At 65.0% G+C, this 13846-nt stretch carries 9 protein-coding genes; 6 read left to right on the forward strand and 3 right to left on the reverse strand.

Annotation, left to right across the window (positions count from 1 at the left end; genetic code table 11):
* Nucleotides 1–82 precede the first annotated feature (82 nt).
* Nucleotides 83–3208: a sensor domain-containing protein gene (locus BTO02_RS03060; RefSeq protein WP_075155777.1), complete on the forward strand. Its 3126-nt coding sequence runs from the start codon at nt 83–85 to the stop codon at nt 3206–3208.
* A gap of 86 nt (nt 3209–3294) precedes the next feature.
* Here BTO02_RS03060 and BTO02_RS03065 read toward each other — a convergent pair whose 3' ends face one another.
* Nucleotides 3295–3690: an acyl-CoA thioesterase gene (locus BTO02_RS03065; protein ID WP_075155778.1), complete on the reverse strand. Its 396-nt coding sequence runs from the start codon at nt 3688–3690 to the stop codon at nt 3295–3297.
* Between the two features lie 149 nt (nt 3691–3839).
* Here BTO02_RS03065 and BTO02_RS03070 point away from each other — a divergent pair, with 149 nt between their 5' ends.
* Nucleotides 3840–5789: an ABCB family ABC transporter ATP-binding protein/permease gene (locus BTO02_RS03070; protein WP_075155779.1), complete on the forward strand. Its 1950-nt coding sequence runs from the start codon at nt 3840–3842 to the stop codon at nt 5787–5789.
* 6 nt (nt 5790–5795) lie between these two features.
* Here BTO02_RS03070 and murU read toward each other — a convergent pair whose 3' ends face one another.
* Together murU and BTO02_RS03080 are read right to left on the reverse strand one after the other, a co-directional pair.
* Complete coding sequence (gene murU / locus BTO02_RS03075; RefSeq protein WP_075155780.1) at nt 5796–6569, reverse strand: N-acetylmuramate alpha-1-phosphate uridylyltransferase MurU; 774 nt, start codon at nt 6567–6569, stop codon at nt 5796–5798.
* 8 nt (nt 6570–6577) lie between these two features.
* The gene (locus BTO02_RS03080; RefSeq protein ID WP_075155781.1) at nt 6578–7708 is read right to left on the reverse strand and encodes an aminoglycoside phosphotransferase family protein; all 1131 of its coding nucleotides are present in this window, start codon (nt 7706–7708) and stop codon (nt 6578–6580) included.
* A 228-nt stretch (nt 7709–7936) separates the two neighbouring features.
* Between BTO02_RS03080 and BTO02_RS03085 the strand changes: the two genes are divergently transcribed.
* The 4 genes from BTO02_RS03085 to rsmA all read left to right on the forward strand — a co-directional run bounded on the left by BTO02_RS03085 (nt 7937) and on the right by rsmA (nt 13738).
* Nucleotides 7937–10306 carry an LPS-assembly protein LptD gene (locus tag BTO02_RS03085; RefSeq protein ID WP_075155782.1) on the forward strand — a complete coding sequence of 790 codons (2370 nt, stop codon included), beginning with the start codon at nt 7937–7939 and terminating at the stop codon, nt 10304–10306.
* Nucleotides 10307–10403: 97 nt separating this feature from the next.
* Nucleotides 10404–11777 (forward strand): peptidylprolyl isomerase, encoded by a 1374-nt coding sequence (locus tag BTO02_RS03090; protein ID WP_198039177.1) that lies wholly within the window; start codon nt 10404–10406, stop codon nt 11775–11777.
* Between the two features lie 33 nt (nt 11778–11810).
* Entirely contained in the window at nt 11811–12833 is a 1023-nt protein-coding gene (pdxA, locus tag BTO02_RS03095) for a 4-hydroxythreonine-4-phosphate dehydrogenase PdxA (protein WP_075155784.1), read from the forward strand.
* A 35-nt stretch (nt 12834–12868) separates the two neighbouring features.
* On the forward strand, nt 12869–13738 hold the full coding sequence (gene rsmA / locus BTO02_RS03100) for a 16S rRNA (adenine(1518)-N(6)/adenine(1519)-N(6))-dimethyltransferase RsmA (protein ID WP_075155785.1): 870 nt from the start codon (nt 12869–12871) through the stop codon (nt 13736–13738).
* The last annotated feature ends 108 nt before the right edge of the window (nt 13739–13846 follow it).

A 13846-nucleotide genomic window follows, 5' to 3' on the forward strand; every position in this document is an offset into this window, starting at 1 on the left:
AGCGTCCGCCTGCCCCGCAAGGACTGATCGATCGGTATTGCCCGACGCGCGCTGCCCGCAGGACGAACGACCTTCGGAACCCATGAATTCAATTCTATCGAAGCGGCTCCTGATCAATCTCGCGATCGTCGCTGCGGCGGTCGGCGCGAACGCATTTATCGCCTACACGCAGATCTGCGCGCAACGCGACGTCGACGCGCGCACGATCCGCTCGACGGGCATCCGGCAGAACCTCGATGCGTATCGCGCGCAGATCGAAGACAGCCTCGCGCTGCTCGGACACTACCAGACGGCCGGCGTCGAGGTGCCGGTGGATGCGGTCAGCAAGATGAGCACCTCGATGGCGCGTCTCGAAGAGACGCTGCGTACGCAACTTGCCGACGATCCGCCCATGCTCGCGATGTTCGGCACGCTGGCCGCCGACAGCGGCGTGCTGAAAAAAAGCATCGCGGATGCATTATCGCGCGCGCGGGACGAAGGACCGTCCAACGGCGATACCGGCTCGCACGCATGGGCGGCGATTGCCTACACACGCCTCGGCATGGACGTCGACCGGCTCGAATCGGGGCTCTCCGCGCTGCGTCGGCGCGAAGACATCGCGCTCGAAACGAGGCTCGCGGAATCGACGCGCGACACGCAGCGCGCGACGCTGCTGCTCGTCATCACGATGCTGGCCGGCAGCGCGCTGCTGATCTACACGTTCGGCTCGCGTGAAACGAAGGAGCGCGAACGGCTGCGCGTCGCGCGGGCGCTACGACGTCATGACGAGCGTTTTCGCGGCCTGTTCGACGAGCACCCGGTGCCGATGTATATCTTCGATCGCGAATCGCTGCGCTTTCTCGCGGTGAACGCGGCTGCGGTTCATCAATACGGCTTCTCGGAAGAAGAATTCCTCGAAATGACGATTCGCGCGATCCGGCCGCCGGGCGAGATTGCGCGCCTCGAATCGCACCTGCAGCGCAGCGAAGCCGCGCCGCGCACGGGCCGCACGGTGGCCGGCATCTGGCATCACCGGCGCAAGGACGGCTCGATCATCAACGCGGACATTTCGTACCACCCGCTCACGTTCATGAACCGTCCGGCGATGTTCGTGCTCGCCGCCGACGTGACCGACCAGATCAACGCGGAAGCCGAAGCGCTGCGCTCGAACCAGATGCTCGAGACCGTGATCGACAACATCCCGCAGCGTGTGTTCTGGAAGGATCGCGAGTCGCGCTATCTGGGCTGCAACATGGCATTTGCGCGCGATGCGGGCCTCGCTTACCCGGAGCAGGTGGTCGGCAAGACCGACGACGACTTGCCGTGGCGCGACTTCGCCGACGACGTGCGCCGGCACGACGCCGAAGTCGTGGAATCGGGCGTGCCGAAGATGAACTACGAGTTCGATATGATCGTCGACGGCGAATTCCGCACGACGATCACAAGCAAGCTGCCGTTCACCGACAGCGACGGCCGCGTGATCGGCGTGCTCGGCTCGTACACCGACATCACGCAGCGCAAGCGGGCCGATCTGGCGTTGCGGCTGCAAAGCCGCGCACTCGATGCGAGCGTGAACGCGATTCTGATCACGGGGCCGGCCGAAGGCGGCAATGTGATCGAGTACGTGAATCCGGCGTTCAAGCGCATCACCGGCTACGACCCGGCCGAAGTGATCGGCCAGGATTGCCGGCTTCTGCAGCGCGACGATCGCGACCAGGACGGCATCGCGGCGATTCGCCAGGCGCTCGCGGCGAACCGCGAGGTCAGCGCGGTGCTGCGCAATTATCGTAAGGACGGCGCGCTGTTCTGGAATCAGCTGTATGTCGCGCCGGTGCCGAACCCCGACGGTGAAACGACGCACCATATCGGCGTGATCAACGATGTGACCGCGCTGATCCGCTACCAGGAGCAGCTCGAATATCAGGCGAACTACGACGGCCTGACGCGCCTGCCGAACCGCAACCTGCTGCGCGACCGGCTCCAGCATGCACTGGTCGTCGCGCAACGGCATCAGAACGGCGTGGCCGTCGTGTTTATCGATCTCGACGGCTTCAAGAACGTCAACGATAGCCTCGGGCACAGCGTCGGCGACCGGCTGCTTGCCGTGGTCGCGGACCGGCTCGCGCGCTGTGCGCGCGCCACCGATACCGTCGCGCGGCATGGCGGCGACGAGTTCGTCGTGGTGCTGTCCGACACGTCCGACGAGCAATCGCTGATCGCGTGGATGGAGCGCGTGCGCGCGAGCATCTCGGAGCCCGTGTGGCTCGACGGCACCGAGCTCTATGTAGGCTGCAGCATGGGCGCGAGCCTCTTCCCGCAGGACGGCGAGGACGCCGAAACGCTGATGAAGAAGGCCGATCTCGCGATGTACCGCGCGAAGGACATGGGCCGCAACACGTTCCAGTTCTACCAGCCGGAGATGAACGCAAGCGCGGGCGCGCGGATGAACCTCGAGCGCCGGTTGCGCCGCGCGCTGCGCGACAACGAATTCCTGCTGCACTACCAGCCGCAGGTCGATATCAATAGCGGGCAGATCGTCGGCGTCGAGGCGCTCGTGCGCTGGCGCGATCCGGAAGTCGGCCTCGTGCCGCCGTCGTCGTTCATTCCGGTCGCGGAAGAAAGCGGTCTGATCGGGCCGCTGTCGGAGTGGGTGCTGCGCGAAGCGTGCCGGCAGAACAAGGCGTGGCAGGACGAAGGCCTGCCGCCCGCGCGCGTGTCGGTGAATCTGTCCGCGCGACACTTCCAGCAGCGCAACGTCGCGAAGCTCGTCAAGCAGGTGCTCGCGGAAACCGGGCTCGAGCCGCAATACCTCGAACTCGAGCTGACCGAGAGCACGATCATGCGCAACGCCGAGGAAGCGGTGACGATGCTGAACGAACTGCACGCGCTCGGCATCGGTCTTGCCATCGACGACTTCGGCACCGGCTATTCGAGCCTGAGCTACCTGAAGCGCTTCCCGGTCGACCGGCTGAAGATCGACCGCTCGTTCGTGTCGGACATCGGCGTATCGAACGACGACGAGACGATCACGTCGGCGATCATCGCACTCGCGCATTCGCTGAAAATGCAGGTGATCGCGGAAGGCGTCGAGACGTCCGCGCAGCTCGATTTCCTCAAGGAACGCGCGTGCGACGAGATGCAGGGCTTCTTCTTCGCGAAGCCGCTGCCGCGCGATGCGATTCCGGGCATGCTTCAGCAGGGCGCGGGCGCGGCGCCCGTGAACGCCTAGGCCCCGATCGAGCGGCGCATAGTGGCGTGTCGTGTCGTGGCGCGTCGTGTGGCGGATCGGAGCGCCTTGTGACGGGCTGCGGCGCGCTACTCGAGCGGCGGCAACGCGCGCGGACGGCGGTCGCTGTCGGTCGCCACATAGGTGAGGGTCGCTTCGGTGACCTTCACCACTTCCTGCGCCATGCTCATCCGCTGTGCGTAGACCTCGACCTCGATCGTGACCGATGTGTTGCCGGTCTTCACGATGTCAGCGTAAAAACTGAGCAGATCGCCGACGAACACGGGCTGTTTGAACACGAACGAGTTGACCGCGACGGTCGCGACGCGGCCATTCGCGCGCCGGCCCGCCGGAATCGAGCCGGCGAGGTCGACCTGCGCCATGATCCAGCCGCCGAACACGTCGCCGTGGATGTTCGCGTCGGAGGGCTGCGGCATCACGCGCAATGCACACGACTTCTGCGGGAGCTGGTTCGGTTCGGTCATCGGGAATCCATCGGAAAAGCGAGCCGGCATCGGGAATCCACGCGCAGCGAGGCAAGCCGGCTTCTGCGACAATACGGGATCACGAATTGTACGGGAAAGCGCACGCTCGGGTCAGGCGTGCCGCGCAAGCAGTTTTCCCCCATAAAACGATGCGCCGTCTCGCCCCACTCCGAGAGCCCGCGCCGATCTCGAACCAGCCGCGCAACGACTGGCAGACGATCGTGTCGCTGCTGCCTTATCTCGCCACCTACAAATGGCGCGTGGCGTTCGCGCTCAGCTGTCTGATCGGCGCGAAGGTCGCGAATCTCGGCGTGCCGATCGTGATGAAGCGCATCGTCGACAGCCTCGCGTCGGTTCAGCATCTGACCGCGCTCGGGCGCGCCGATCACGCGCCCGGCGTCGTGCTGCTAAGCGGCGTGGGGTTGCTGGTCGTTGCGTATGCGGTGGTGCGGCTCTCCACATCGCTTTTCACCGAGCTGCGCGAAATCCTCTTTTCGAAGGTGACCGAAAGCGCGGTGCGGCAGCTCGCGCTGAAGGTGTTCCGCCATCTGCATGCGCTGTCGCTGCGATTCCACCTCGAGCGGCAGACGGGCGGCATGTCGCGCGATATCGAACGCGGCACGCGCGGCATCACACAGCTCATTTCGTATTCGCTGTACAGCATCCTGCCGACGCTCGTCGAAGTCGGTCTCGTGCTCGGATTTTTCGTGGTGAAGTACGAGGCGTACTACGCGATCGTCACGCTGATCGCGCTGGCGGCCTACGTCACGTACACGGTCAAGGTGACCGAGTGGCGCACGCACTTGCGACGCACGATGAACGAGCTCGATTCGCGCGCGAATTCGCGGGCCATCGACTCGCTGCTGAACTTCGAGACCGTCAAGTATTTCGGCAACGAGGAGTGGGAAGCGCGGCGCTACGACGAAAACCTGAAGCACTATCGCGCGGCCGCGATCCGGTCGCAGAATTCGCTGTCCGCGCTCAATTTCGGGCAGCAGGCCATTATCGGCACCGGGCTCGTCTTCATACTGTGGCGCGCGACGCAAGGCGTGATGGCAGGGCGGCTCACGCTCGGCGACCTCGTGCTGATCAACACGTTCATGCTGCAGCTGTACATTCCGCTGAATTTCCTCGGCGTCGTGTACCGCGAGCTGAAGCAGAGCCTGACCGATATGGACCGCATGTTCACGCTGCTCGGCGCGCCGCGCGAAGTGGCCGATGTGCCGCGGGCGCCGGCGCTCGCGGTGAGCGGCGCGCAAGTGCGCTTCAGCGGCGTGAATTTCGGCTACGAGGCCGCGCGGCCGATTCTGCACGACGTGAGCTTCACGATTCCGGCCGGTACGACGACGGCCGTGGTCGGCCATAGCGGCTCGGGCAAATCGACGCTCGCGCGGCTGCTGTTCCGCTTCTACGATCTCGAGCGCGCGCACGGCGGCTCGATCACGATCGACGGCCAGGATATTCGCGACGTCACGCAGGATTCGCTGCGCGCGGCGATCGGCATCGTGCCGCAGGACACCGTGCTGTTCAACGACACGATCTACTACAACATCGCATACGGCCGGCCGCAGGCGAACCGCGACGAAGTGATCGCCGCGGCGCGTGCGGCGCATATTCACGAATTCATCGAGAGCCTGCCGCGCGGCTACGACACGCCGGTCGGCGAGCGCGGGCTCAAGCTGTCGGGCGGCGAGAAGCAGCGCGTCGCGATTGCGCGCACGCTGTTGAAGAACCCGCCGATCCTGCTGTTCGACGAAGCGACGTCGGCGCTCGATTCGCGCTCCGAGCGCGCGATCCAGCACGAACTCGACCAGATCGCGCGCGAGCGGACCACGCTGATCATCGCCCACCGGTTGTCGACGGTCGTGCACGCGCAGCAGATCATCGTGATGGACCGCGGGCGCATCGTCGAGCGCGGCACCTATGCGGAACTGATCCGCATGGGCGGACTCTTTGCGCAGATGTGGGCGCTGCAGCAGCAGCGCGCGGAACAGGCGCAAGAACTCGATGCGCAAGATGCTGCGGATAACGCCGCAGATGCAGGCGCGGATGCCGCCGATGCAGGCGAGCGCCTGAGCGAGGACCGCGTCGCGCGGTGATGCGCGCTATTCGATGCGGCCCGCGCCGGCCATGCCGCCTGCACCCGCAGCACCGCTAGCCCGCAATGCGCGATCGAGCGCCTGCAGCTGTGCGGGCGTGCCGACATTCTCCCAGCGCCCTTCATACAGCTCGCCGCTTGCGCGGCCTTGCGCGATCGTCTCGCGATAGTACGGCGTAAGCGCGCGCCGCGTGCCGCGCGGCAGATCGCCGAACATCCGCGTGTCGTACAACGCGATGCTGCCGAACGTGACGCGCGGCACGCCATCGAGCGACAGCGCTGCGTCACGCAATACGAAATCGCCGTGCGGATGAAACGCCGGGTTCGGCACCATCACGAGATGCATGCCGGGCTCGGGCCGTTTCGCGAGTCGCGCGGCGTGCGCGTGCAACCTCGCGTAGTCGAAATCCGCGTAGACGTCGCCGGCCACGCCGACGAAAACTTCCGCCCGGCCCGCGTGTTCGAGCAGCGGCAACGCCTGCGCGATGCCACCGGCCGTTTCGAGCGCCTCGCCTTCGGCCGAATAGCGCAACTGCACGCCCCAGCGCGAGCCGTCGCCGAGCGCCGCTTCGATGCGCTCGCCAAGCCACGCATGATTGATCACGATCGTGCGCAGGCCTGCGGCCGCGAGCCGCTCGATCTGCCAGACGATCAGCGGCTTGCCGCCTGCTTCGAGCAGCGGCTTCGGGCAGGTGTCCGTCAACGGCCGCATCCGTTCGCCGCGGCCTGCCGCGAAAATCATCGCCGTCGTCAACGTCGGTTCGCTGGCCGGTGTCGTCATCGGTTCGTTCAAAACGTGTAGCCGACTTCGTCTGCACGCCCTTCGAGGTCGTCGAGCAGTTTCGCGAACGGCGCGAGCGGCGCGTAGCGCTGCGCGACCTTGCGTGCGTAGCCGATAAAGCGCGGCAGGTCTTTCAGATAATGCGGTTTGCTGTCGCGGTAGTTGATCCGGCAGAACAGGCCGAGCACCTTGATATGCCGCTGCAGCCCCATCCATTCGAGCTGCCGGTAGAACTCGCCGAAGTCCGCGTCGACGGGCAGGCCCGCTTTCTTCGCGTGCTCCCAGTAGTACGCGAAGCAGTCGAGCTCGAAGGCTTCGTCCCAGCTCAGGAACGCGTCGCGCAGCAATGACGCGACGTCGTATGTGATCGGCCCGTACACCGCGTCCTGGAAATCGAGCACGCCGGGGTTCGGGCTCGCGATCATCAGATTGCGCGGCATGAAATCGCGCAGCATGTACACATGCGGTTGCGCACTTGCGCTCGCCACGAGCAGCGCGAAGGTGCGATCGAGCACGCCGCGCGTGGCGGTGTCCACTTCGCGGCCCAGATGGCGCGTGATGAACCATTCGGGCATCAGCTCCATTTCGCGGCGCATGAACGCTTCGTCGAACGGCGGCAGTTCGCCCTCGCGCGAACCGAGCTGCCAGCGAATCAGCGTGTCGAGCGCGTCGCGCATGAGGCGGCGCGCGTTGCCTTCGTTGAGCGCCGTCAGATACGGCTCGGTGCCGAGGTCCGTGACGAGCATGAACCCGGCGTCGAAATCGACCTCGAGCACGCGCGGCACGTGCACGCCGGCCCCCTCGAGCAGTTGCGCCACCTGCACGAACTCGCGGCACTTCTCGGGCGGCGGGGCGTCGACGGCGATGAGCGTCGTCGCGGCAGCGGACGAATACACCGCCGACGGCAAGCCCGCGGGCGCTCGCGCACCTGCAGCGCCCACACCCGACGCATTCGCCACGGCGCTCGCGGCGAGCCGGAAATAGCGGCGAAAGCTCGCATCGGCGGAAGCGGGAGCGAGCGTGGCGAGATCGAGACCGTAACGGTCGGCGTGGCTGCGAAGCCAGGCGGTCAGCAGCTCGAGGCGCTCGGAAGCGGTGTTGCCGGTGGAAGCGGAGGCGGGCGCGGAACTCGGCGTCATGAAAATCGGGGCTGAAAACGGGATAAAGAACGTCTTGCCATATAATACCCCACGACTTTTTTGACGCGGCTCGCGCCAGCCTTCGCATAACTCGTTTGACCGCCCGCCTCACCGCTGGAATAGATCGAACAATTTGCGCAACGCACTCCATCGGTCACCGGAGTCGCTCGTGCAGGCGGTAACTGTGACTGCATGAGCTGTGGTGGGGCCGATTCGCCAAACGAATACATGCCGCCTAGAAAGCTTTTCCCTTACCCATCTTCTTGCGACGGCTTGCCGCGCACAAGGCGGCTCGTCGCGGCACTCGTTGCCGTGCCCGGTCTCTTTCCTGCGCTTTCGCACGCCCAGCTCGTGGGTGAAGCGGCGCAGGCGCAGCCGCTCGAGAACTCGCCGTGGGACCTGCGGCTCGCCCCGCAGCTCGAGGACCATACCGTGCCGACCGGCCAGCGCGCCGCGACCTTCGTGCTCGGCGACGCGACCACCGGCACCGCCGATCGCGACATGGCGGCGAAAGGTTCGGCCGAAGTGCGTCAGGCCACCTCGGTCATCAAGGCAGACGCGCTGCATTACGATCAGGATACCGACATGGCCGACGCGTACGGCCATGTGCGCATCTCCGGCAATGGCGCGCTGTTCGTCGGGCCCGAAGCGCACCTGAAAGTCGAGTCGAATGAAGGTTTCATGACCGCGGCGAAGTATCACTTCTCGATGACGGGCGGTTCGGGCAGCGCGGAACGCGTCGATCTGCTCGATAACGAGCGCTCGGTGTTTTCGCACGCCACGTATACGGCCTGCCAGTGCGAGAGCGACCCGGCGTGGTACATCAAGGGCAGCGAGTTCGATTTCGACACCGGCGCCGACGAAGGCGTCGCGCACAACGGCGTGCTGTTCTTCCAGGGCGTGCCGATCTTCGCGAGCCCGTGGATGTCGTTCCCGTTGTCGGGCGATCGCAGGAGCGGCCTGCTGCCGCCGACGTTCTCGGTCAGTTCGAACAACGGCTTCGAGCTGGCGCTGCCGTACTACTTCAATATCGCGCCGAACCGCGACCTGACCATCACGCCGCGGATCATCTCGCGGCGCGGCGTGCTGACCGACGTCAACTACCGGTACCTGTCGCCCACGTATAGCGGGTCGTTTACAGGCCAGTTCCTGCCCGACGACGCGATCACGAAGACGAACCGCTACGCGCTGTACATCCAGCACAACCAGAACTTCGGCAACGGGTTCGGCGGCTACGTCTACTACAACAAGGTATCGGACAACACATACCCGGAGGATCTGGCGTCGTCGACGAGCCAGTTCCTCAACGGCACGCAGCTGCTGTATCAGCAGGAAGCCGGCCTCACGTACAACAACGGTCCGTGGTCCGTGCTCGCGCGCGAACAGCACTGGCAGACGCTCCAGGGCTCGATTCCGCCGTACGGCCGCGAGCCGGAACTGCGCGTGACGTACTCGAAGTACAACGTAGGCGGCTTCGATTACGGCGCGACGGCCGACTACTCGCGCTTCCGCATCACGGCCGACAACATGACCGAGGGCGACCGCGTCGTCTTCGATCCGTACCTCGCGTACTCGGTGGTCGGCCCCGGCTACTTCGTCACGCCGAAGGTGCAATGGCACTTCGCGTCGTACAACCTTAGCAATCTCGGCACGAATTCGGTCGCGGGGCAGCCGAAGAACTTCACCGAATCGATTCCGACGTTCTCGTTCGACACGGGGCTCGTCTTCGACCGGTCGGTGCGCATCTTCGGCACGGACTATATCCAGACGCTCGAGCCGCGGCTGTATTACGTCTACACGCCGTTTCGCAATCAGAACGACGCGCCGCTGTTCGACACCGCCGATTCGGACTTCGGCCTTGCCGAAATTTTCCAGCCGAACACGTTTGTCGGCGAAGACCGTATCGCCGACGCGAACCGCATAACGGCCGCGCTGACGACGCGTTTCATCAACGCGGCGACCGGCGACGAGCGCGCGCGCTTCGTGATCGCGCAGCAGTACTACTTCACGGACCAGCGCGTCACGCTGCTGCCGGGCCAGTCGGAAACGACGGCACGCCATTCGGATCTGATCGCCGGCGCGTCGTTCAAGCTCGGCTATGGTTTCGCCCAGGAAACGGCGTTCCAATATAATGCCGACAACAATCAGCTGGTGAAGTCGAGCATCGGTTTCGGGTTCAGTCCCGAAACGGGCAAGGTCATCAACCTCGGTTATCGTTACACGCGCGCGAACACGACGCTCGAGAACCAGCCGATCAACCAGATCCTGATCTCAGGGCAATGGCCGCTGACGCACCGCGTGTTCGCGGTGGGCCGCGTCAATTACGACTTGCAAGGCCACCGGCTCGTCGACGGCCTGCTCGGCATGCAGTACGACGCCGATTGCTGGACGCTTGGCGTCGGTGTGCAGAAGTACGCGAACGGGGTCAACACGCAAGGCCTGGCAACTTCCGCGACGCGTTTTCTCGCGCAGTTGACGTTGAAGGGCCTGTCGTCCGTCGACAACGGCCTCGTAACCGCGTTCCGTTCGAGCGTCGCCGGCTATTCGCCGCCGCCGCCGCCACCGCCGCCCGAATCGCGGTTCAACAATTTTGAATGACCGGTTGTGCGCGCTTATAAAATACGACGATACGGGTGGTCATGTCATGGGCGGAGAATGCCCGCGGCACCCAGGCCCGACATCATTTGGAGTATCTGTGGGAATCATGAAAAAGCTTCGTTCGGCATCGTTCGCGACCGGGTTCGCGGCTGCCGTGTTCTTTATGCTCGCGGGGCCCGCGCACGCGCAGGCGCTCGATAACGGCAGCGGCCAGACCGTCGATACGATTGCTGCCGTGGTCAACAATGGCGTGATTACGCAGCGCGAACTCGACGAGCGCATCGGTCTCATCACGCGCCGTCTGAACCAGCAACACGCGCCGATTCCGCCCGCGGATCAGCTGCGCCAGCAGGTGCTGAACCAGATGGTGCTCGAACGCATCCAGCTGCAGAAGGCGCGCGAGGACAACATTACTGTCGACGACGCCACCGTGCAGCGCACGCTCGAGCGTCTCGCGCAGGCGAACAACATGACGCTCGCGGTGTACCGCGCACGCATCGAGGCCGAAGGCGTGCCCTGGACGACGTTCAGCGGCGACGCGAAGACCGAGTTGATCCTGCAGCGGCTGCGCGAGAAGGAAGTGGACAGCAAGGTCACCGTTTCGGACGCCGAAGTCGCGAACTACATTGCCAGCCAGCGCGGACCGAGCGCGGGCAGCACGAGCGATCTGCGCTTCGAGCACATCTTCCTGAAGGCGCCGCTCAATGCGCCGCAAACCGATATCGAGGCCGCGCAGAAGAAGGCTGACGATCTGCTGAAGCAGGCCATGAGCGGCAGCGGCAATGATTTCGAAAAGCTTGCAAAGTCGAACTCGCAGGCACCGGACGCGAGCAAGGGCGGCGACATGGGCTTTTTGCAGCCGTCGAAGCTGCCGCCCGAATTCGTCACGGCGGCATCGACGCTGCGTGCGGGCCAGGTCAACCCGTCGGTGATTCGCACCAACGACGGCTTCGAAATCGTGCGCCTCGTCGACCGCCGTTCCGGCGGGCAGACCGTGAGCGGCGATTCGGCACGGCTCGTGCAAACGCATGTGCGGCACATCCTGCTGCGCGTCGGCGACGGGCAGTCGGAACCGCAGGCACGCGAGAAGCTGCTCGAGATCAAGAAGGAAATCCAGGACGGCGGCGACTTCGACAAATTTGCCCGGACCTATTCGCAGGACGGCTCGGCGTCGCAAGGCGGCGACCTCGGCTGGGTGAGCCCCGGCGAGACGGTGCCTGAATTCGAGCGCGCGATGAACAACCTGCAGGACGGCCAGATCAGCGATCCGGTGCGCACGGAATACGGCTATCACCTGATCCAGGTGCTGGGCCGCCGCGAAGCGGAAGGCTCGGTCGCGCAGCAGATGGACCTTGCGCGCCAGGCGATCGGCCAACGCAAGGCGGAGCAGGCTTACGCGGACTGGCTGCGCGAACTGCGCGACACGGCGTACGTCGACTACAAGACCGCGCCTGGCAACTCATTGCAATAATCCGTCGAAGCAACGCGTGCTATTACCGAAGCCATGACGACCGACACCTCGCCTGCTGCATCCTCACTGCCGCGGTCCGGGTCGCTGAACATCGCGATCACGACTGGCGAGCCGGCAGGCGTGGGTCCTGAATTGACTGCGCAGGCGCTCGCGGCAGCGGGCGCGCACTGGCCCGATGCGCACTTCACGGTGCTCGGCGACGCGGCGCTGCTTGCCGGGCGCGCGCAGGCGGTCGGCATCGACTGGAATGCGTTGCAGGGGCGGCGCATCGAGGTCTTGCACCACGCGCTCGGTGCGCCGTCGCGGGCCGGCAAGCTCGATGCGGCGAACGGCCGCTATGTGCTCGCGCTGCTCGACACCGCAATCGATGGCGCCGTGGCCGGCAAGTTCGATGCGATCGTCACCGCGCCGCTGCAAAAGAGCACGATCAACGATGCCGGTGTGCCGTTCACGGGTCACACTGAATACCTGGCCGAACGCACGCATACGCCGCACGTCGTGATGATGCTCGCGGGCACCGGCCAGCGTCCGCTGCGCGTCGCGCTTGCGACGACGCATCTGCCGTTGAAGGATGTTGCGGCGGCGCTCACCGTCGACGGCATCGTCGACACGCTGCGTATCATCGGTCACGACTTGCGCCATCATTTCGGCTTGCCCGCGCCGCGCATTCTCGTCACCGGGCTCAATCCGCATGCGGGCGAAAACGGCTACCTGGGCCGCGAGGAAATCGACGTGATCGCGCCGGCGCTCGAGCGGGCGAACGCGCTCGGTATCGACGCGCGCGGCCCGTATCCGGCCGATACGCTGTTCCAGCCGCGCTATCTGACCGAGGCCGACTGCGTGCTCGCGATGTACCACGATCAGGGTCTGCCCGTTCTGAAGTACGCGACGTTCGGCGAAGGCATCAACGTGACGCTCGGTCTGCCGATCGTGCGCACGTCCGTCGATCACGGCACCGCGCTCGATCTGGCCGGCACTGGCCGCGCCGATGCAGGCAGCCTGATCGCCGCGATCGATACCGCGGTGTCGATGGCGCGCCATCGGCGCGGCGCCTGATTTTCCAGCCGCCCCTTTTTTCTATTCCGATTTCGATGTCATCGACGAGACCGCACCCCAGCCGGCAACATCAGGGCCATTTCGCGCGCAAGCGGTTCGGGCAAAACTTTCTCGTCGATCCCGGCATCATCGATTCGATCGTCGATCTGATTCGCCCGCAGCGCGGCGAGCGGATGGTCGAAATCGGCCCGGGCCTCGGCGCATTGACCGAGCCGCTGATCGAACGGCTCGCGACGCCCGAATCGCCGTTGCATGCGGTCGAGCTCGACCGCGATCTGATCGCGCGGCTCAAGGAAAAATTCGGCGACCGCCTTCAGTTGCACGAGGGCGATGCGCTGGCATTCGACTTCAGCACGCTCGCCGCGGCCGATACGCAAGCCGGCGCGGCAAGCGATGCACGCGAACGCAAGCCGTCGCTGCGCATTGTCGGCAATCTGCCGTACAACATCTCGAGTCCGCTGCTGTTTCATCTCACGGCGTTCGCACGCGACGTGATCGACCAGCATTTCATGCTGCAGGACGAAGTGGTCGAGCGCATGGTGGCCGAGCCGGGCAGCAAGGCATTTGGCCGCCTGTCGGTGATGCTGCAATACCGGTATGTGATCGACAAGCTGCTCGATGTGCCGCCCGAGTCGTTTCAGCCTCCGCCGAAAGTCGATTCGGCGATCGTGCGGATGATCCCCTACGCACCGCACGAACTGCCCGACGTCGATGAAACGACGCTCGGCGAAGTCGTGACGGCGGCGTTCTCTCAACGGCGCAAGATGTTGCGCAATACGTTGTCCGCGTATCGCGACGCGGTCGATTTCGAGGCGCTCGGTTTCGATCTCGCACGGCGTGCCGAAGACGTGCCGGTCGACGAGTACGTGCGCGTCGCTCAGGCAGTATCGGCTTCGCGCGGTTAAGCGAATTCGCCTCGTCGTTCATCTTTTTATCCTGTCTGCGTTGCACTCGAAAGTAAGTTGACGTTGATGTTTTTCGGACTGGTCCTATAAGGGCGCGAGTCCATGCGT

The organism is Paraburkholderia sp. SOS3, from assembly GCF_001922345.1.
Lineage (GTDB): Bacteria > Pseudomonadota > Gammaproteobacteria > Burkholderiales > Burkholderiaceae > Paraburkholderia.